The sequence below is a fragment of the Enterobacter soli genome (assembly GCF_964208575.1).
GTDB lineage: Bacteria > Pseudomonadota > Gammaproteobacteria > Enterobacterales > Enterobacteriaceae > Enterobacter > Enterobacter soli_A.
Map to the genome: position 1 here is coordinate 64796 of NZ_CAXOFU010000019.1, position 19805 is coordinate 84600.

Consider the following 19805-nt stretch of genomic DNA (forward strand, 5'->3'; position numbering starts at 1 on the left):
CTCAGTCACCCAGATATTGAATGGTGATGTGGTAGCGGAAGACGTGCTGCTCGATGCTTATCGGCTCGCGTTTGCCCCTGCGCTGCAGGTAGACAATTTCCGTCACCAGCCTGCCGCTGGCGTTACGCAGCTCGCGGCGGTCGGCGATGTCCTTCAGCGTCCAGCCCTTCGGCAGCTGCGGCTGCCAGGCGCTAATCGGCCAGTGGCTTAACATCACGTCCGCCAGCACCTGGCCGGCAGGCGGCAACTGCGGCACCACAATCGACTGCTCGGTATGAATGCCGGAGGCGTCGTAGGTGGCGAGAAACAGTCTGATCCCCACTGAGGATAGCCCGGCCAGCGTCAGTTTGTGTTCATCGGCGTTGAGCATCACCAGCAGCGACTGGGTTTGCCCGTTAAAGCGCCCGGTTAGCAGCTGCTGCGAGCTGAACGCCGGCGTGATGCCCGGCGGCGGAAGCGTCACCCGGGTTCCCGGCTGGAGCCAGGCCTGTGGGCGAGTGCTGTCGCCGCTGTTTGAATGGCTACAGCCTGCCAGCAGCAGGGCGGCAATCAGCGCCGCCGCGCGGTAAAAAGGGGTCATGCGCGTTTTCTCTCTTTTTTAGACGGCATCGCCAGCGGGGCGAGCAGGAAGGCGGTGAAAATACCGCTCACCAGCACAATGCCGAAGCTGCTGATGGCCTGGGTGGCGCTGAACACCAGCATGCCGAGCGTCAGCAGGGTGGTGAGCATCGCGAGGGTAATCGCGAGCATCGACGTCAGCGGCGTACCGCGCGGGTTGCTGAAAAACAGCGTGTAGTTAACGCCGATCCCGAGCACCAGCACCAGCGCCAGCAGCGAAAACAGGTTCACCGGATGCCCGGTCAGCGCCAGCGCCGCCAGCCCGCCGCTCAGGGAGAGCAGCGACGGCACCAGGCTAATCAGCCCCCGGCGCCAGCCCAGGCGCACCGTCGCGCCGCAGGCGATGACCGCCAGCGCCACCAGCAGCAGGCCGGTAAGCAGCGTGCGGTAGAGCGAGAATAAATCGTCGAAGCTGGCCTTGCGATCGACCCACGCCACGCCCTGATGCTTCGCCGCCAGGGCGCCGAGCGCCGCGCTGTTCTTCACGCCGTCCACCGGAACCAGCACGCCGCTCTGGCCGTCTGGCAGGGTCAGCCACAGCAGGCGCCAGCCTTCGCTGGCCGGGCTGGCAAGCCACGCCTCCACGTCAACCGGCATGGGGTTCAGATCCGGCGCAACGTTCGTTAGCCCCGCGGTTTGCAGCACCTTCGTCACCGCCGGAGCGGCGGCGCGCAGCAGCGCCAGATCGCGCGTTTGTTGCGCCAGCGAGTTCAGCGGCAGCGTGCGCCAGCCTGCCAGGTCGCCCGCGTGTTGCGCCCGGGCCAGCGCCGGGGTAAAGGCCTCGAGCCGCGCCAGCGTTTGCTGGGCCGACGCGCCGTAAACCACGAACCATTTCTGATCGAGGCTCTGCCCGGTGAGGGCGGTGATGCGCTTCTCCTGCGCCAGAATATCCTGCGGCAGCGCCTGCAGCTGGGCGATATCGTCGTCCACCCGCAGGGTCGCGATCCCTGCGGCAGACGCCAGCGCCAGCGCGACGGGCAGGCCGACGGAGAGCGTTTTGCCCCGTTGCCACGCGGCGAGCCAGCGCAGCATCAGCCCCTTCGCCGGCACCGGACGCACCGGCAGGCCCCGGCACAGCCACGGATGCCAGAATATCACCGTCAGGCACGAGGCGCTGAGCCCGGCGGCGGCGAAGACCGCCATCTGGCGGATCCCCGGGAAGGGCGCGAGCATCATAATCAGGTACGCCGCCACGGTGGTGAGTAGCGCCAGCAGCAGGGCGGTACGCACTTTGGCGAGGCTTTGCCACGGGGAGTGCTCCGCGCCGTGAACCATCCGCTCGGTCAGGTAGTAGAGCGTATAGTCCGCCGAAATGCCGATGATGCTCATGCTCATCACCAGCGTCATCAGGTGCAGTTCGCCAAACAGCAGCAGCGTAGCCACCGTTCCGGCAAGCGCGCCCACGGCGATCGACAGCAGGCACAGCAGCAGCGGGCGCAGGGAGCGGAACACCGCCACAATCAGCAGGATCACCCCGAGAACGGTGGCTACGCCGAGGGTCGACACATCGCGTTTGGCCTGCTGGCTGGCGTAATCGCTGTAAAACACCGTCCCGCGCGAGAGCAGCTGCGCCTGCGGATAACGGCTTACAAGCTGCGTGTTGAGCGCGTCGAGGGTGGTCACCAGCCGGTGGGTTTGCTGCATATCAAAGGAGGAGCCGCGGGTCTCGCCGTGCAGCAGATACCAGTAGTTGCCTGCCTGGTCCTGAGTGACCAGCCAGCCGTCCATCAGCCGCAGCTTCTGGCCGTTTTGCGCCAGCGCCAGCTGGGAACCGCGCATCAGCATCAGCGGATCGTTTTGCAGCTCCCTGCCGCTCACGCCGGAAAAGGCGGAGTAAAGCTGGGACAAAATCCACTGCGCCTGCGCGTCGCCGCCGTTTTGCAGCCGGGCGCGGGTCGCGGGGTCAATCAGACCGTTGCGATGCTGCCAGAAGAATTCGCCCCAGGCTTTTTGCCCGGCGGCGTCCATCGGACCTTTTACCTCTTTCAGCGCGCTGCTTTTCTGAAGCTGTTCCAGCCACGCCTGCGCCACGCGCGGGTCGGGCGTTTTGCCGGGGCTGACCAGCCAGACGAGCTGGCGGTCGAGGCGCTGCATAAAGCCGTCGTTTAACGCCGGTGGAATCGCCCCCAGCGTCTGCTTTGGCAGCATGGCGAGCACGCTGCTGTTCAGCCGCGCGCCGGGCAGCAGCGAGAGCAGCACGCCCGCGAGGATCGCGCAGGCTAACGCCCACAGCAGCGCCGGGCGCAGCGCGTTACGGTGCGGCAAAGCGTTGGCGTTCGTCATCGGTCAGGCTGGCGGGCGTGAGCTGGTGGCGGGAAAGGGCGATATCCGTGCGGTCGCCCTGCTTATCGTTCAGGCGGATGGACTCCAGATAGGTCGCCCCGCCCAGATCGAGAGAGGCAAAAATCTTGTCCAGCGGCGTGGTCATCGGGGTTAACACCAGCGACCAGCGGCCTTCGCCCAGGTCTTTAAAATCGATGCGGAAGTTCGCCTCCAGCACGCGGCGGTCGGCCTGGAAGAGGGCGCGCAGCAGATGGTTAAACTGGAACATCTGCGGATTATTCTCGGCGGTGACGGTCTGCGGCGGCTGGCCGTTAACCACCTGCACCATCCGTTTGTCGTCCAGCAGCAGCGTCATCGGGAAGGGGGCTTTTTGATCCCACAGCAGGCCGTTGTCCCGGGCGATCAGCATCTCGCCCTGCGAGCGCAGCGGCTGCGGCATCCCCTTGATGGTGCGCGTCTGCTCGAAGTGGGCGCGCACGACGGGCTGTTCGGTAAAGCGCTGCTGCAGTTCGTCCAGCGTGACGGCGCTGGCCAGCGGGCATATCAGCAGGGCAAGCAAAGGCAACCACTTCATGGCGTGACTCCCATACGTTCAAACAAAATCGCCGGGCTGACGAAGCACATTTCGCGCGTGGCTTCCTCCACGGCGACCTGAATGGTGTAGCCGGTGGTGGTGCGTTTGCCCGTCTGCGCGTCAAAGATCTGGTAGGCGATGCGCAGGCGGTTTTCGAACTCCTCGATGTGCGCCCGCACGCGGATGCGCTGCTCAAAGGTCACCGCATCGCGGTATTTCACCCGGGTATCCACCACCGGCCAGACGTAGCCGGAGGCCTTCATCTGGCGATAGCCATAGTTAAACTGGTTGAGCAGCGCCTCGCGGGCAATCTCAAAGTAGCGGAAGTAGTTGCCGTGCCAGACCACGCCCATCATATCGACGTCGTGGAACGGGACGGTGATCTCTACTTCGGTCGTAAAGCGGGGATCGGTCAGCACCCTTTACTCCTTCTCTTTGGCGTCCGGCAGCTGCCAGAAATCGAAAAAATTAAACCAGTCGAGCGGCGACATGAGCGCGTAATGCTCAAGCCGCTCGGCGTAGCGATCGACCGCCTGCTGGAGCGCCCGCTGGCGGTCGCCGCGCGGAAGTTCCAGCGGGTCGGCAAACGGCTCGCAGTAAATTGTGAGCGCCTGCCGCTGGCGCAGGGCGTAAATCAGCACCACCGGGCAGCGCAGAATCGACGCAAGGATAAACGGCCCCTGCGGGAACGGCGCGGGCTGGCCCATAAATTCGCTCCAGATAACCCGCCAGTCGCCGCCGCGCTGCGGGGTCACGGCGATGCGATCGCCGACGATCGCCACCCACTCGCCGCGCTCCAGCTTTTGCTGAATGACGATGGCGGTTTCCGGGCCGATATCGGTGACGGGCATCAGGTTCACGCCCGCCTGCGGCGCCATCTCCTGCATGATCTGCTTGAAGCGCCGGGCGTTGTCGGTAAACACCAGGGCGGTAATCACTTTGCTGCCGTCCTGCTGCGCCAGCGCCCGGCAGGCCTCCACGTCGCCCAGGTGCGAGGCCAGCAGCAGCTTGCCCCGAGGGGCATCGACGTCTAACGCCTCGCGCGCGCCGGGGGCAAACACCACGTCGCGGTTGAGCTTAAACTCCCCGCGCCAGCCGGCGACCTTGTCGAGCATGGCGTTGCCGAAGCGCATAAAGTGGAAAAAGCTGTTCAGCCGCGGCGGCTCGGGCATCTGTTTTTGCGCAAGCTGCTGCTTAACGCGGGCGATCCACCGCTGCGAGGCCTGCCGCGCCGGGCGGGCCGTCAGCCAGTAAACGCCAATCACCGGCCACAGCAGCGCGCTAAAGGCCTTGCGCCCGAGAAGCTGCCAGACGCGCAGCATCAGGCGCATTCCCCACAGTCCCTTTACCTCCTCCTGCTGCGCCCAGTGCCGGGTGCGGCGGCGGAAAAGCAGGGCCGGAATGCGCGGCAGCATGCCGAAGAACAGGCGGGTGTGCATCAGCGAGATCCGCACGTTGTCCTTCAGCGCATCAAAATGGGATATACCGTCCGGCGGGTAGGTGACGCGGGTCGGCAGGAAATAGCTGGTATTGCCCTGCCAGTAGAGGCGCACCATCACCTCGGTGTCGAAGTCCATCCGCTTGCCGAGCGGGGCGCGTGCCGCCAGGTGCAGCGTGGGCGCCACCGGATAGACGCGAAAGCCACACATGCTGTCTTTGAGCTGGAGGGACAGGGTTTCAATCCACACCCAGACGTGGGTGATCCAGCGCCCGTACAGGCGCGCGCGGGGAATGGAGTCGTCATAGATGGGCTGGCCGGAAATAAGCGCCTCCGGGTGGCGTTCGGCCAGCGCCAGCAGCTTCGGGATATCCTCAATGGCGTGCTGACCGTCGGCGTCCACCTGCACGGCGTGGGTGAAGCCCGCGCGGGCGCACGCTTCCAGACCGCGGATCACCGCCGCGCCTTTCCCGGCGTTGTGCGCCAGGCGCACCAGCGTAACCTGCGGATGCTCTGCCGCCAGGCGTTCAAGCTCCAGCCGCGTGGCCGCTTCGCTGCCGTCATCAACCACCAGACAGGGCAGGGCGAACGGCGCCAGGCGCGACAGCACCTTTGCCATCATCGGGCCGTGGTTGTAGCACGGGATCAGCACGCAGGGGCGGAACGTCACTGACATAGCCGGATTTTCCCGCTGCTGGCCGTGTGGCGTTCTTCCCCCGCATGGCGCAGGAAGCTGAAGGTCAGCACGCTGCGCTCGGCGTTCCACATCAGGCTCAGCGTGACCGTGCTTTCGGGCAGCAGCGGCGCCTGAAACTTCACGTTCTGCACGCTGTGAAAGCGAAAGCCCGGCGCCAGCAGCGCGGTAGCGTAGTGCATCACCCACTCAAGCTGGGCGACTCCCGGCAGCAGGGGCTGCACGGCGAAATGCCCCTGAAACCAGAACAGGGACGGGTCGAGGTAAAGCACCACCTCGAGGCTTTCTGGCCGTGCCTGATGGCGCTCGATTTCATGAATTTTCATGAAACAACTCCTGTAACTGCGCATAGACACGCTTGTTCATACTGTTCACCGGGATCTCATCGACGATGCGCCAGTAGCGCGGCACGGCGACCGGCTCCAGCCACGGCAGCAGGGCGCGACGCCAGGCAAACTCCTGCGCCTTTTTTCCCTGCTGCTGCCAGCGCCTGCGGGCATCTTCGCTGAGCACCAGCAGCGCGCCGATCCCCTGACGACCGCCGCGCGACATCGGCAGGGCCACGGCGTCACACACGCCGTCCAGCTCCAGCAGGCGGCGCTCGATTTCGGTCAGCGAGACGCGTTTTTCTTCAATTTTAACCACCCGACCGCGACGCCCGGCAATGTGAAAGCCGCCGTCCGGGTCGAAGACCAGCAGGTCGTCCAGCGGCAGACCGTCCGCGTCGGGAATGAGCGGCGAGGTTGCCCACAGGGCGTCCTCTTCGGCGCGAAACGCCACGCCGGGGAACGGCCGCCACGGCAGGGCATCGTCGTGACGATGGCGCCAGGCCATGATCCCGGTTTCCGTGCTGCCATAGATTTCATCGGGCCAGACGCCGAGCCAGCCGCGCGCGGCAATCGCATCCTCCCACGGCAGCACGCCGCCCGCGGAAACCAGCAGCGCGACGTCGGGCGGCGCGAGTTCGGTATCCAGCCGTTTTAAAAACGCCGGGCTGCTGATGAACAGGTAGCGTCGGTCGTGCGCCAGCGCGGCAAGCTGTTCCGCGTAGCTGAGCATGGCGGCGTGCAGCGGCAGGCCGAGCGACATCGGTAAAAAAATGCGAAACGTCAGGCCGTACAGGTGGTGCGGCACCACCGAAGCCACCACCGTACAGCCGCTCAGGCGATCGCCGAAACGTTCATGCAGCAGGCCGGCTTCGCGCTCCAGGCTGGCGATGGGCTTCACCACCCGGCGCGGCGCGCCCGTGGAGCCGGACGTAAACAGCTCAACGTAGCGCGACCCGTCAACGTCGGGCAGCGGCGAGAACGGGCCGGTGCGGTGCGCGGAGTCGACCACCATCACCCTGCCCTTAAGCCGGAGCGCCCTGTCGCTCAGCACGCCGCTGAACAGCGTTTGCTGCTCCTCCAGCAGCGACACCCGGCTGTGGCCGGGGATCACCGGCGTTTTACCCGCGTGGAGCGTGGCCAGCAGGGCGACAATAAACAGATAGCTGTTTTCGAAGCACAGCGCCCAGCGCTCGCCCTCCTGCTGGCGCAGCGTGTTGACCAGCCGCGTCACGTCGTGGCGCAGCTCGCCGAGCGTCCAGGTGCGGTCGTCAAGCCAGGCGACGGGCGTATCGTCAGGGCGCGGCGCGTTTAGCCACTGGGTCAGGGGAAGGGGACTATGCATTGCGCTTCTCTTTTTTGATCGTCCGTTGACGCACCAGCCACTCCGCGGCCATCAGCGTGCCCATCAGGATGTAGGAGACCATGCCGTTCCATAACGTCCACAGCCGCACGTCCCCGTGCAGCACGGTAAACAGCGCGATGGCCCCGTTGCCGATGAAAAAGACGCACCACACTTTAGTCACCCGGCGGGTGTAAGCCACCCCGGCAGGCGAGAGTTCCGGCTCGCGCAGGCGCGCCAGCCGTTCAACCAGCGGCATCGCGGTCCACAGCGAGCCCGCAAACACGGTCAGCATCACCAGATTGACGACCACCGGGTAGAGCAGCAGCCACCGGTGGGCGTTGAGCACGTAGCTCGCCGCGCAAAGCGCCACGCCCGCCACGGCAACGCTCTGGACGACGTAGCGCATCGGCCCGGCGTGACGCCGCGTCTGCCGCAGGCGCAGGAGCAAAACCAGCGCCATCAGCGGCAGCAGCCAGTGCAGGCTGTTGTGCGCCAGGCCATACCCAATCAGGAACGGCCAGGCCAGCAGCATCAGCCCCGTCAGCAGGGGGATAACCGGAACAGAGCGTCCACCGCGCACGGCGCGTTACTCGTCGTTTTGCAGAAGCTGTTCTACGGCGTCCACCACGTCCTGAACGGTGCGTACCGCTTTGAACGTTTCCGGCTTGATTCTTTTCCCCGTTTTCTTTTGCAGGTGAACAACCATGTCGACGGCGTCAATGCTGTCCAGCTCCAGATCTTCGTAGAGCCGCGCCTCGGGGGTAATGTCCGCCGGGTTGAGTTCAAACAGCGTGATAAGAAGCCCGGAGACTTCCTGATAAAGAGTGTCTTTTTCGTTCATAGCGGATCGGTTCTCAGGCGCGTTGGGCGTGGATAAATGAGGCCAGGGTGGCGACGGAAAAGAAGTGCTGACGCATCTCTTCACTTTCGGCCGACAGCACGACGCCGTACTGGTTCTTGACGGCCAGACCCAGCTCCAGAGCATCGATAGAGTCCAGACCCAGCCCGTCGCCAAACAGGGCCGCATCGGTATCGATATCCTCTGGCGTGAGTTCGTCCAGATTCAGCGTGGAGATGATGAGATTCTTAATTTCAAGATAAAGCGCTTGCATCATTAATTCCTGACAAAGATTGAAGGCCTGCTGTTAATCGATGCTGCAAATGCCGGTTAAGCTGCCGCGCTGCCAGCGCCGGTTCTTGTTGGCTCGCATCGTAAAAATCGTGGATGTTGACGCGCTCGCGAACGTCCACGGTAAAAACGGGTTTGTGCGCAGGTACGTCGTACCAGCGGCTATTTTTATCCAGCAAATGTTCGCTGCAGTGGATAAGCACCACGCGCAGATCGCGCTGGCAGCGCACGGCGATGTTCGCCGCCCCGCGCTGAAGAGAGAGGGGCTCTCCGGCGCGCGTGCGGGTGCCTTCCGGAAAAATCAGCAGGGTATCGCCCTGCGCCAGACGCTGCTGGCTGGCGCCAAGCAGCGCCTCGGCTTCGCTGTTAATCAGGTAATCCGCCGCGCGGATCGCGCCGCTGACGAACGGGTTACGCAGCAGGGCGCTTTTCACCAGGCAGTCGGTTTCGGGCATCACCGAGGCCAGCAGCACGTAATCGATCAGCGTGGGATGGTTCGCCACCACCAGACAGCCTTTATCCGCACGCAGCGCCTCCAGATTGTTGAAGCGGTAGTCCAGCACGCCGGTGAACCGCGCCACGTTTAAAAAGAGGCGAAAGCTGGCGGAAATGCTGCGGCGCGACAGGCTGCGGCGTTTGGCGCGGTCGCGCTGGAAAATCAGCAGCAGGTTAAACCACACCAGCGAGAGCAGCAGGCCGCCTGCGCCAAACAGCGCAAAGCAGAATCCGGTCGCGATCAGGCGCCAGAGCCAGCCGAGGCGGGAAGCAATGCGGCTCATCGGCGCGTCCACTGCCATAACAACCGCTCGCCCGCGATCGTAAACTGCGGTTCGTCGCGCAGATAGCGTTGCAGGAACATCAGGCTTTGCGGGAGCGGTGGCTCGCTGCCGTCGCTGCCGCTGCGGGTTTCGCAGGTCAGGGCGTCACCGGCTTCGATAACCAGCGCCAGGGCGAACGGCCAGACGGGCATCTGCGGCGGCAGGGCCGGGTGGTAAAACTCGGGCAGCGCGCCGTCAAAATCGACCAGCAAAATGCGGCTGTAACCCGCATGGAGCAGGCTCAGCGCTTCGCATAAACCCTGCTGGAAGGTGTCCAGCCCGGCGGACACCGACGAAGAGACAATCGGCTGTCGCGCGGTGATGGTGAGATTGCCCACGGCAGAGTTATGCACGGACATGGCGAAGTCAGTCGGGGAGACGGCCTGTTCCGTCGCCAGCGCCTGCAAAATGCGGTAGTTGCGCTCCAGCTCGCCGTGGCGGCTGCAGTAGACCACCGCATCAATGCGGTGCTTGCGCAGCATCGACAGCCCGAGATCCACCGCCAGCTTGCTGCCTGAGTTAAGGCGGCGGGCGGTCATCATCGGCAGCTCGGACAGCGTTGCCAGCGGCGCGGCAGGGTCGATGCTCAAAGACTGGCGTGACCATGCCTGCCACGCTTCGGCATCGCTAAGTCCAGGCGCTCTGGCCTGCCAGTCGAGAATGTTTAGTGTAAATTTCATCTGCGCGCGTTCGCGATAAACTCGTAACCCGCGGCGAGCGAACCCGCCGCTTCGAATTTCTGGGCATCCCAGAAAACTCCATGATGCACAGCCGTGCGCCAGGCTTCATGACCTGCGTAACGCGGGCCAGGGTGGCGACGTCTGCCCCGGAGAAAAACAGTCCAGGAACTGGCTCAACCCCCGGAGATCGGCGCCACCTGACAGCGCCGCGGTGCTAAGCATATCGACAGGATAGAACCCAATGCGATGAGAAAAACCTTCATTTGCGATATTTTCCGTCGCAAGCGCAATTTGTTCTGGTAAATCAAGGAGGGTGATGGCGACATTTTCGTCATGGCGACGGCAGCGTCGCGCCCATTCCCCGCATTGCCGCCGACATCGTACAATTTTGTCGGCCCGGTAGCGAATATATGTGGCGGCGCGGCGCTGTTATGTGTTTTAAGTCAAAAGCTATCCCATTGATATTCGACCAGTCGTTACCCGGGAAGCCGACTTTTTGGTCGCCCAGGCCCCAGCAGAATGGCCAGCTTGCTGCCGCCTTTGGTGGTTTCCATCCAGATTTTACAGACGCTGGTGAGCGGCACCGACAGCAGCATCCCGACCGGCCCCAGCAGCCATCCCCAGACAAGCAGGGACAGGAACACCACCAGCGTCGACATGCCCAGGCGGTGGCCCATCATGCGCGGCTCGAGAATATTCCCCAGCACCATATGCACGACCAGGAACAGCGCCCCCACCAGCATACATTCGTAGAAGCCGTTAAACAGGAACGCCTGGATCATCGGCGGCACGGCGGAGAGCACCGCGCCAATATTCGGCACGTAGTTGAGCAGAAACGCCAGCACGCCCCACATCAGGGCAAACTGCACGTCCATCAGCACCAGCCCCAGCCAGACGATGACCCCGGTCCACAGGCTTAGCAGCGTTTTCAGCGCCAGATATTTGGACACGCCCTTCAGCGCGCGGTGCAGCCCGGCGATGTGGATCTGCGGATTGTTCAGCGCGAAACGCAGCTTGTAGGGGACGTGGCGCACCTCGAAAAGCATAAACACCACCGTCATCACCAGCAGCAGAATGCTCGCCATCGCCCCGGAAAGCCCGGTCATCAGCGTGGTTGCGTAGGTCATCACTTTCTCGGAGTCCATGCGGCGCAACATCCGCTCCGGCGAGATATGCAGGTTGATGAACGGCATCATTCGCTGCAGATCGACGATTTTACGCGTCAGCTCTTTGTTGTACTGCGGGAGCATCGTGGAGAACTCGCTCAGCGATGCCGCCAGCACGCCGAACAGGGCGGTGAGCACAATTAACATCACGATGACCACGATGGTGATGGCGACCGGGCGGCTGATGCCCCGGCGTAAAAACCAGGTCACCAGCGGGTTGAGCACGATGGCGAAAAAGAGCGCCAGTAGAAGCTGAACAATAATGTCGGCGGCGGCGTGGATACCTGCGAGGATAACCACCAGGCAGGCGAGTTTTAATAAAATGTGGAGTCCTGCTTTATCGGGCTGGCTGGATGTCATACGAATTCCTTTTTCCGGGGGCTTGTTAAGTGTAGTGCGGCGCACCCGCTGCGCCTGGTGAGTTACTCTGAAAGTCGCTGCTGATTTTATTCGCGCATCGTGGTAATAGTGAAACACTGTTGCAAAAATCCAGGTAAAACCCATGCCCGAACCGGCCGCCGAACCGGCACTCAGCGGATTACGTCTTAATCTGCGCATTGTCTCCGTCGTCATTTTTAACTTTGCCAGCTACCTCACCATTGGCCTGCCGCTGGCGGTGCTGCCGGGCTATGTCCATGACGTCATGGGCTTTAGCGCCTTCTGGGCGGGGCTGGTCATTAGCCTGCAATATTTCGCCACCCTGATGAGCCGCCCGCACTCGGGGCGCTACGCCGATCTCTTTGGGCCGAAAAGCATCGTAGTGGTTGGGCTGTGCGGCTGTTTCCTCAGCGGTCTGAGCTATTTCCTGGCCGCCTCCACCAGCCAGTGGCCGCTGTTGAGCCTCGCGCTGCTGTGCCTGGGAAGGGTGATCCTCGGCATCGGCCAGAGCCTGGCGGGCACCGGTTCCACCCTGTGGGGCGTGGGCGTTGTCGGCGCGCCTCACATCGGGCGCGTGATTTCGTGGAACGGCATCGTCACCTACGGCGCAATGGCGGTGGGCGCCCCGCTTGGGGTGGTGTGTTACGCCTACGGCGGATTGTACGGGCTGGCGGGCACCATTATGGCGGTGGCGCTGCTGGCGATTTTACTGGCGCTGCCGCGCCCGAAGGTGAAGGCGAGCAAAGGCAAACCGCTGCCGTTTCGCGCCGTGCTGGGGCGCGTGTGGCCCTACGGCATGGCGCTGGCGCTTGCGTCGGCGGGGTTCGGGGTCATCGCGACCTTCATCACGCTGTTTTATGACGCCAAAGGCTGGGACGGCGCGGCCTTCGCCCTGACTCTGTTTAGCTGCGCGTTCGTTGGCGCGCGCCTGATGTTCCCGAACGGCATCAACCGCCTGGGCGGGCTGAACGTGGCGATGATCTGCTTTAGCATTGAGATTGTCGGGCTGCTGCTGACCGGGATCGCCACCGCGCCGTGGATGGCAAAAATAGGCGTATTTCTCGCGGGGGCGGGCTTCTCGCTGGTCTTCCCGGCGCTGGGCGTGGTGGCGGTGAAGGCCGTGCCGCAGCAAAACCAGGGCTCCGCGCTGGCAACCTATACGGTGTTTATGGATATGTCTTTGGGCATCACCGGGCCGCTGGCGGGGCTGGTCATGGCGTGGGCGGGCGTACCGGTTATCTATCTGGCGGCGGCGGGGCTGGTGGCAGTGGCGCTGCTGCTGACGTGGCGGCTAAAAAAATGGCCCCCGGTGCAGGCACCGGAGGCCACGTCATCATCGTAATGGGTTACTGGATCACGATGGTATTAATGATGTTTTCAGCGGCGGTCTGCGCTTTCTGCTGGTCGTCCGCTGGCAGGGTGATTTGCAGGGTCAACAGCTTGTTGTCAACCTTGCCCAGCACCACGGAAGAGTAAGCCGTCTGGCCTTTCGCGGAGATGATGCTGTCGAGTTGCTGCATGGTATGGCCTTTCAGCTCGATGGATTTGTTGGTCACCACCTGCAGCTGCGGGTCGCGGCTGCGCTGCTGATCTTCCAGACGTTTGGACAGCACGGCCAGATCTTCGCTGGTGTCGTCGCCCACAATCACAATCACCGCTTTCTGCCCGGTTGCGTCGGAGTACACGTGCATATTGTTGGCCTGCGTCCCCAGCTTACCGCTCTGATCGGTCATATCCGCCGGCAGAGAGAAACTCAGCTTGCCGTCCAGCAGGTTCACCGGCTGACCGGTCGCATTGCTCTCTGCTGACGCGCCCTGAGCAGGTGCTTTCGTGTCGCTGTTATCACAGGCGGCAAGACCTACAACCAGCAGGCCAATCCCGACATATTTAACCAGATTGCGCATTGACTTCTTCCTTTCGATAAACGGCCATAACGGCTCATCCGAGCATCTTATCACAACTGATAAAGCGAACCTTTAACCAGCCTGCAATGCGGTGATTTCAGATTTATCTGCCAGCCTTTTCAGCAGCATATTGAGCAGTACGCCGTACATCGGCAGGAAGAACACGATGCTGATAAGCACCTTGAAGCAGTAGTCCACCAGCGCGATTTCCATCCAGTGTTCCGCCATAAAGGCATCCGGGCTGCGCCAGAAGGCGATAAAGAAGAAGGCCAGGGTGTCGCTGACGTTACCGAACAGCGTGGAGGCGGTCGGCGCCATCCACCAGCGGTGGTTCTGACGCAGGCGGTTGAACACGTGGATGTCGAGGATCTGCCCCAGGGCGTAAGCCATAAAGCTCGCGGCGGCGATACGGGCGACGAACAGGTTGAAGTGGGTCAGCGCCTCAAAGCCCTGCCAGCTTCCCATGTAGAACAGGGAAGAGATGACGTACGAAATGAACAGCGCCGGAAGCATGACCGCAAAGATAATGCGGCGGGCAAGCGGTGCGCCAAAAATGCGCACGGTCAAATCGGTGGCAAGGAAGATAAACGGAAAACTGAACGCGCCCCAGGTGGTATGGAAACCCAAAATGGAGATCGGGAGCTGCACCAGATAGTTGCTGGAGGTGATCACCAGCAGATGAAAAAGCGATAGCCAGAACAACGCTTTTACGCGCTGCGATTGAGAAAACTGCGTCATATTGTGACCTTTTTATAAGTTGGGGTGAGGGAACCCAATAAAAACGGCTGCATCATACTGCTTTCATTACGCTTTGCAATGGCTAATTTTCGCGCAATCGTTAACCTGGTTTGCATTGGCGGCAACCGGGCGTAAACTACAGCCGTTTTTAAAATGAACGAGAAGAAAATGACCGACCTGTTTTCCACCCCAGACCACACCCTTGATGCTCAGGGCCTTCGCTGCCCGGAGCCGGTGATGATGGTGCGCAAAACCGTGCGTAACATGCAGACCGGCGAAACGCTGCTGATCGTTGCCGACGATCCGGCCACCACCCGCGACATCCCCGGCTTTTGTACCTTTATGGAACACGAGCTGGTGGCGCAAGCGACCGACGCGCTGCCGTATCGCTATTTAATTCGTAAGGGTTGAGTGCGTCCCGACCCTCTCCCACGGGGAGAGGGAGAACATCTTTCTAAACCATCGTTTCAATATTTGGCGCTTTTTGTGAGGCGCTTCACCTCCGCTTTTCCAGCCGTAGTCTAATTTTTAAGCGTATAAAAATAAAACACCGTTTTAACGCTTACCTCACTACCCTGGAGTTGACTCGATGAAAACGACCCTCAAGCCGTTACTGGCCGCTCTGAGTCTGTCTGCTTTTGCCTGCTCCGTTTCCGCCCAAACGATTAAAGCCGCCGACGTTCACCCTGAAGGCTACCCGAACGTGGTGGCGGTGCAGCACATGGGCGAAAAGCTCAAACAACAAACTGACGGCAAGCTGGAGATCAAGGTCTTTCCCGGCGGCGTGCTCGGGGATGAAAAGCAGATGATCGAGCAGGCGCAAATGGGCGCGATCGACATGATCCGCGTATCCATGGCGCCCGTAGCCGCCATCCTGCCGGATATCGAAGTCTTTACGCTGCCCTACGTGTTCCGCGATGAAGACCATATGCACAAGGTGATCGACGGCGATATCGGCAAGCAGATCGGCGACAAGCTGACCGCCAACCCGAAATCGAAGCTGGTGTTCCTCGGCTGGATGGACTCCGGCACTCGCAACCTGATCACCAAAGAGCCGATTGTTAAGCCGGAAGATCTGAAAGGGAAGAAAATCCGCGTGCAGGGCAGCCCGGTGGCGCTCGCCACGCTGAAGGACATGGGAGCCAACTCGGTGGCGATGGGGGTCAGCGAGGTCTATAGCGGAATGCAGACCGGCGTGATTGACGGCGCAGAGAACAACCCGCCAACCTTTATCGCCCACAACTACATGCCGGTCGCCAAAAATTACACCCTAAGCGGCCACTTTATCACCCCTGAAATGCTGCTCTACTCCAAAGTGAAGTGGGACAAACTCAGCCCCGACGAGCAGCAAAAAGTCCTGACCCTGGCCCGTGAGGCGCAGTTTGAACAGCGCAAGCTGTGGAATGACTACAACGCCCAGGCGCTGGAGAAAATGAAGGCGGGCGGGGTGCAGTTCCACGACATCGACAAAACGGTGTTCATCAAAGCCACAGAGCCGGTGCGCGCGCAGTATGGCGACAAGCATCAGGATCTGATGAAAGCCATCGCTGACGTCCAGTAACCCGGAGCGCGTATGTCCGAACTCTACCTGAAGTGGATGGACCGGCTGTACCTGCTCGCCATGACCGTGGCGGGCATCTCGCTGCTGGTGATGACGATTGTGATCCCGATTGGCATCTTCTCGCGCTACGTGCTCAACCGCGGCGAGTCCTGGCCGGAGCCCATCGCCATTATCTGCATGGTGACCTTTACCTTTATTGGCGCGGCGGTGGGCTATCGCGCCGGGTCGCATATCGCGGTCAACATGCTGACCGACCGCCTGCCCGAGGTGCTGAAAAACCTGTGCGCCCGGGTGGTGGATCTGCTGATGCTGCTGATCGCCGGGCTGATGTGCTGGTACAGCTTCTGGCTGTGCGTCGATCTCTGGGAGCAGCCGGTGGCGGAATTCCCGATCCTGACCTCGGGCGAGAGCTATCTGCCGCTGCCGGTCGGGTCGGCGATCCTGATCCTGTTCGTGATTGAACGTCTGCTGTTTGGCTCGCAGGAAAATCGTCCTGTCGTGCTGATCGGCAACCACAGTTAAGGGGTGAACGATGGATGCTTTTGTTTTGTTATTCACCCTCGCCATTCTGCTGGCGCTGGGGATGCCGGTGGCCTTTGCCGTCGGATTGAGCGCCGTGGCGGGGGCGCTGTGGATTGACCTGCCGCTGGAGGCGCTGATGATCCAGATCACCAGCGGGGTAAACAAATTCACCCTGCTGGCGATCCCGTTCTTCATCCTCGCCGGGGCGATCATGGCGGAGGGCGGCATTGCCCGACGGCTGGTTAATTTCGCCTACGTGTTCGTCGGCTTTATTCGCGGCGGCTTATCGCTGGTGAATATCGTGGCCTCCACCTTCTTCGGCGCGATTTCCGGCTCGTCGGTGGCAGATACGGCGTCCATCGGCAGCGTGATGATCCCGGAGATGGAGAAGAAGGGCTACCCGCGCGAGTACGCGGCGGCGGTGACCGCCAGCGGATCGGTGCAGGCGATTTTGATCCCGCCGAGCCACAACTCGGTGATCTACTCCCTGGCGGCGGGCGGGACGGTGTCCATCGCCACGCTGTTTATCGCGGGCGTGCTGCCGGGGCTGCTGCTGGGGCTGTGTCTGATGATCCTGTGCCTGGGCTTTGCCCACAAGCGCGGCTACCCGAAGGGCGAAAAAATTCCGTTTAAGCAGGCGCTGAAGATACTGCTCGACGCCCTGTGGGGGCTGATGACGGTGGTGATCATCCTCGGCGGGATTTTGTCGGGCATCTTCACCGCAACGGAATCCGCGGCGGTGGCCTGCCTGTGGGCGTTTTTCGTCACCATGTTTATCTACCGCGACTACAGGTGGAGCGAGCTGCCGAAGCTGATGTGCCGGACGGTCAAAACGGTCACCATCGTGATGATCCTGATTGGCTTTGCGGCGGCGTTTGGCGCGGTGATGACCTACATGCAGCTGCCGACGCGCATCACCGAGTTCTTCACCTCGCTGTCGGATAACAAGTACGTGATCCTGATGTATCTCAACATCATGCTGCTGCTGATCGGCACGTTAATGGACATGGCGCCGATCATCCTGATCCTGACCCCGGTGCTGCTGCCGGTGACCAACTCGCTGGGGATCGACCCGGTGCACTTCGGGATGATCATGATGGTGAACCTGGGGATCGGGCTTATCACGCCGCCGGTGGGATCGGTGCTGTTCGTGGCGAGCGCGGTGAGCAAGCAGCGGATCGAAACGGTGGTGCGCGCAATGCTGCCGTTCTACGGGATGCTGCTGGTGGTGCTGGGAATGGTGACGTATATCCCGGCGATATCATTATGGTTGCCGAGGATGTTAGGAATGCAGTGACGCCGCTCTTCTCCCTCTCCCCGTGGGAGAGGGCTGGGGTGAGGGCATCCGGCCGCACCCCGACCGAACCTGTTGCCGGGTGGCGGCTGCGCCTTACCCGGCCTACGGTTCGATAACGATTTTATTTGCGACGCAACAGCCGCAGCGCGTTCGCCGTTACCAGCACCGTCGCCCCGGTATCCGCCAGCACCGCCAGCCACAGGCCGGTGATGCCGAGCAGGGTGGTGACCAGGAAAATCCCCTTCAGCCCCAGCGCGATCCCGATGTTCTGACGAATGTTGGCGCGGGTGGCGCGCGCCAGGCTAATCATCTGCGCCAGCCCGGTCAGGCGGTTGTGCGTCAGCGCCGCGTCGGCGGTTTCCAGCGCCACGTCCGTGCCGCTGCCCATCGCAATCCCGATCGTGGAGGCCTTCATCGCCGGGGCATCGTTGATGCCGTCGCCCACCATCGCCAGCGGCGCGCTATCGTTGAGCGCGGTCACCGCCTTCACCTTATCGGCGGGCAGCAGTCCGGCCTGAAACTCCATGCCCAGCTCCGCGGCAATCGCCGCCGCCGCGCGCGGGTTATCCCCGGTCAGGATCACCCCCTGAACGCCAATGCTGTGCAGGTCTGCCATCGCTTGTTTAGCATCGTCACGCAGGGTGTCGCGCAGCGCCAGCACCCCCAGCGGCGTGCCGTCCTGCACCACGATAATCACCGTTTGCCCGGCCTTCTCCAGCGCCTGAACGCGCTGGCTAAACCCGGCTGCCGGGACTTTATCGGCGGCGCTAATCAGCACCTTTTTGCCGTCGACGCTGGCTTCAATGCCCGAACCTACCAGCGCGCGCTGGGCGGCGGCGGCCGGAATAGTGAGATCCCGCGCCTGCGCCTCACGCACAATGGCCTGCGCCAGCGGGTGCGTCGAGCCTTGCTCCACCGCGGCGGCCAGCGCCAGCAGCGCATCTTCGCTGATATCCTGCGGATAAATGCCGGTCATCTGCGGTTTACCCACGGTCAGCGTGCCGGTTTTGTCGAAGGCGATATGCTGGACCTGGCTCAGCTGCTCCAGCGCGGCGCCGCCTTTAATCAGCGCTCCGCGCCGTGCGGCGGCGGCAAGACCCGAGGTAATGGCCGCAGGGGTGGAGATCACCAGCGCACACGGACAGCCAATCAGCAGCAGCGTCAGGCCTTTGTAGATCCAGCCTTCCCACGGCGCGCCAAATAGCAGCGGCGGCACGAGGGTCACCAGCAGCGCCACCAGCATGATGGCAGGGGTGTAAATCCGGCTGAAGCGGTCGATAAATCGCTCGACGTGCGCGCGGCGCTCCTCGGCTTCTTCAATCAGCTTCAGAATGCGGTCGATGGCGCTATCGCCCGGCCCGGAAAGCACCGTCAGCTGCACCAGGCGGTCAACGCTGGTCGCCCCCGCAGGCACCTTTTCCCCCGCCGCGCGTTCAACCGGAATCGACTCCCCGGTCAGGGCGCTTTCATCAAAACTTGCGGTGGCGGTGAGCAGCGCGCCGTCGGCAGGCAGACGCCCGCCCGCGGAAACTTCAATCACGTCGCCGGGGCGCAGGGTGCTGATGGCGACGGTTTTACGCTCGCCGTTAATCAGCAGGGTGGCGGTTTCGGGCTTCAGCGCCATCAGCGCGCTCACGCCCTTGCGCGCCCGGCTCGCGGCCCAGCCTTCAAGACGTTCGCCGATTAAGAACAGCAGCAGCACCATCGCCGCCTCGGCGGTGGCGCCGATAAACAGCGCGCCGACGGCGGCCACGCTCATCAGGGTTTCAATGGCAAACCAGCTTCCGCTTTTCATCAGGCGCAGCGCCTGGCGCGCAATCGGGTACAGCCCGACCAGGGTGGTGGCGATAAAGGCCAGATTGCCGAAAGGATGGTTAAACTGCTCCAGCGTCCAGCTGATTGCCATCATCACGATGAGGGCGATTAAGGGAAGATTTTCCCGCAGCGGGCTGCTTTTCTCCGCGGGGGCGGATTCGCTGCGCAGGGAGTATCCGGCGCTGATGACCGCGGCCTCAACCTGGGCGCTGATATCGGTGGCGGCGCTGACCAGCAGCTTTTCGGTGGCGAAGACCACCTGAACCTGCCCGACGCCGCTCACCTGCCTGACGGCATTTTCAACTTTACGCGCGCAGGCGGCGCAGTCCATCCCGTTCACCACCCATGTGTAGCGGTTGCCGCTATCGGGCAGCGTTGGGGCAGCAGGGGATTCGCAGGTGCCTTCGCAGCAGCAGTCGTCTTTCGCGGGCAGAGGATTGAGCTTAAGTGCCGCAAACTGCGGCACTTTTTTGGTGTTCTCTGGCGTCGACATGGCATTCTCCGGTAATGATAATTTTC

The 19805-nt window shown here is 62.4% G+C and carries 21 protein-coding genes and 1 pseudogene; 5 read left to right on the forward strand and 17 right to left on the reverse strand.

The window, feature by feature from the left end:
* Nucleotide 1: 1 nt before the first annotated feature.
* The 14 genes and pseudogenes from AB6V08_RS17920 to AB6V08_RS17985 all read right to left on the reverse strand — a co-directional run bounded on the left by AB6V08_RS17920 (nucleotide 2) and on the right by AB6V08_RS17985 (nucleotide 11431).
* Entirely contained in the window at nucleotides 2-580 is a 579-nt protein-coding gene (locus AB6V08_RS17920; protein WP_368544160.1) for a DUF3261 domain-containing protein, read from the reverse strand.
* Nucleotides 577-2901, reverse strand: a complete 2325-nt coding sequence (locus AB6V08_RS17925; protein ID WP_368544161.1) for an MMPL family transporter — start codon at nucleotides 2899-2901, stop codon at nucleotides 577-579. Before AB6V08_RS17925 ends, AB6V08_RS17920 begins: the two co-directional genes overlap by 4 nt.
* Entirely contained in the window at nucleotides 2870-3475 is a 606-nt protein-coding gene (locus tag AB6V08_RS17930; RefSeq protein ID WP_368544162.1) for an outer membrane lipoprotein carrier protein LolA, read from the reverse strand. The genes AB6V08_RS17925 and AB6V08_RS17930 overlap by 32 nt, the downstream gene beginning before the upstream one ends.
* Nucleotides 3472-3894 carry an acyl-CoA thioesterase gene (locus AB6V08_RS17935; RefSeq protein WP_368544164.1) on the reverse strand — a complete coding sequence of 141 codons (423 nt, stop codon included), beginning with the start codon at nucleotides 3892-3894 and terminating at the stop codon, nucleotides 3472-3474. Before AB6V08_RS17935 ends, AB6V08_RS17930 begins: the two co-directional genes overlap by 4 nt.
* Nucleotides 3895-3897: 3 nt before the next feature.
* Nucleotides 3898-5589 (reverse strand): glycosyltransferase family 2 protein, encoded by a 1692-nt coding sequence (locus tag AB6V08_RS17940; RefSeq protein WP_368544165.1) that lies wholly within the window; start codon nucleotides 5587-5589, stop codon nucleotides 3898-3900.
* Entirely contained in the window at nucleotides 5580-5933 is a 354-nt protein-coding gene (locus AB6V08_RS17945) for an ApeI family dehydratase (RefSeq protein ID WP_368544166.1), read from the reverse strand. The genes AB6V08_RS17940 and AB6V08_RS17945 overlap by 10 nt, the downstream gene beginning before the upstream one ends.
* On the reverse strand, nucleotides 5920-7278 hold the full coding sequence (locus AB6V08_RS17950) for an AMP-binding protein (protein WP_368544167.1): 1359 nt from the start codon (nucleotides 7276-7278) through the stop codon (nucleotides 5920-5922). The genes AB6V08_RS17945 and AB6V08_RS17950 overlap by 14 nt, the downstream gene beginning before the upstream one ends.
* Entirely contained in the window at nucleotides 7271-7858 is a 588-nt protein-coding gene (locus AB6V08_RS17955; RefSeq protein ID WP_368544168.1) for a hypothetical protein, read from the reverse strand. The genes AB6V08_RS17950 and AB6V08_RS17955 overlap by 8 nt, the downstream gene beginning before the upstream one ends.
* Before the next feature lie 6 nt (nucleotides 7859-7864).
* Entirely contained in the window at nucleotides 7865-8119 is a 255-nt protein-coding gene (locus AB6V08_RS17960) for an acyl carrier protein (RefSeq protein WP_368544169.1), read from the reverse strand.
* Between the two features lie 13 nt (nucleotides 8120-8132).
* On the reverse strand, nucleotides 8133-8390 hold the full coding sequence (locus AB6V08_RS17965; protein WP_368544198.1) for a phosphopantetheine-binding protein: 258 nt from the start codon (nucleotides 8388-8390) through the stop codon (nucleotides 8133-8135).
* On the reverse strand, nucleotides 8371-9186 hold the full coding sequence (locus tag AB6V08_RS17970; RefSeq protein ID WP_368544200.1) for a lysophospholipid acyltransferase family protein: 816 nt from the start codon (nucleotides 9184-9186) through the stop codon (nucleotides 8371-8373). The genes AB6V08_RS17965 and AB6V08_RS17970 overlap by 20 nt, the downstream gene beginning before the upstream one ends.
* Nucleotides 9183-9905, reverse strand: coding sequence for a beta-ketoacyl synthase chain length factor (locus AB6V08_RS17975; protein WP_368544170.1), 723 nt, complete (start codon nucleotides 9903-9905; stop codon nucleotides 9183-9185). Before AB6V08_RS17975 ends, AB6V08_RS17970 begins: the two co-directional genes overlap by 4 nt.
* A 44-nt stretch (nucleotides 9906-9949) precedes the next feature.
* Nucleotides 9950-10330 (reverse strand): annotated as a pseudogene (locus AB6V08_RS17980) (methyltransferase); the annotation flags it as partial.
* Between the two features lie 51 nt (nucleotides 10331-10381).
* On the reverse strand, nucleotides 10382-11431 hold the full coding sequence (locus AB6V08_RS17985; protein ID WP_368544171.1) for an AI-2E family transporter: 1050 nt from the start codon (nucleotides 11429-11431) through the stop codon (nucleotides 10382-10384).
* A 142-nt stretch (nucleotides 11432-11573) separates the two neighbouring features.
* Here AB6V08_RS17985 and AB6V08_RS17990 point away from each other — a divergent pair, with 142 nt between their 5' ends.
* A complete protein-coding gene (locus AB6V08_RS17990) occupies nucleotides 11574-12791 on the forward strand; it encodes an MFS transporter (RefSeq protein ID WP_368544172.1) in 1218 nt (405 codons plus the stop codon).
* A gap of 4 nt (nucleotides 12792-12795) precedes the next feature.
* Here the strand turns inward: AB6V08_RS17990 and AB6V08_RS17995 are convergent, their stop codons facing one another.
* Both AB6V08_RS17995 and AB6V08_RS18000 read right to left on the reverse strand, forming a co-directional pair.
* Entirely contained in the window at nucleotides 12796-13353 is a 558-nt protein-coding gene (locus AB6V08_RS17995) for a DcrB family lipoprotein (RefSeq protein WP_368544173.1), read from the reverse strand.
* Nucleotides 13354-13425: 72 nt separating this feature from the next.
* Nucleotides 13426-14091, reverse strand: a complete 666-nt coding sequence (locus AB6V08_RS18000) for a 7-cyano-7-deazaguanine/7-aminomethyl-7-deazaguanine transporter (RefSeq protein WP_368544175.1) — start codon at nucleotides 14089-14091, stop codon at nucleotides 13426-13428.
* Nucleotides 14092-14259: 168 nt separating this feature from the next.
* Between AB6V08_RS18000 and tusA the strand changes: the two genes are divergently transcribed.
* The 4 genes from tusA to AB6V08_RS18020 all read left to right on the forward strand — a co-directional run bounded on the left by tusA (nucleotide 14260) and on the right by AB6V08_RS18020 (nucleotide 17471).
* A complete protein-coding gene (gene tusA / locus AB6V08_RS18005; RefSeq protein ID WP_368544176.1) occupies nucleotides 14260-14502 on the forward strand; it encodes a sulfurtransferase TusA in 243 nt (80 codons plus the stop codon).
* 178 nt (nucleotides 14503-14680) lie between these two features.
* Nucleotides 14681-15652 carry a TRAP transporter substrate-binding protein gene (locus AB6V08_RS18010; protein ID WP_368544177.1) on the forward strand — a complete coding sequence of 324 codons (972 nt, stop codon included), beginning with the start codon at nucleotides 14681-14683 and terminating at the stop codon, nucleotides 15650-15652.
* A gap of 12 nt (nucleotides 15653-15664) precedes the next feature.
* Nucleotides 15665-16174 carry a TRAP transporter small permease gene (locus AB6V08_RS18015; protein WP_368544178.1) on the forward strand — a complete coding sequence of 170 codons (510 nt, stop codon included), beginning with the start codon at nucleotides 15665-15667 and terminating at the stop codon, nucleotides 16172-16174.
* A 10-nt stretch (nucleotides 16175-16184) separates the two neighbouring features.
* Entirely contained in the window at nucleotides 16185-17471 is a 1287-nt protein-coding gene (locus tag AB6V08_RS18020) for a TRAP transporter large permease (RefSeq protein ID WP_368544179.1), read from the forward strand.
* 121 nt (nucleotides 17472-17592) lie between these two features.
* Here AB6V08_RS18020 and zntA read toward each other — a convergent pair whose 3' ends face one another.
* Entirely contained in the window at nucleotides 17593-19779 is a 2187-nt protein-coding gene (gene zntA, locus AB6V08_RS18025) for a Zn(II)/Cd(II)/Pb(II) translocating P-type ATPase ZntA (RefSeq protein WP_368544180.1), read from the reverse strand.
* Nucleotides 19780-19805 lie beyond the last annotated feature (26 nt).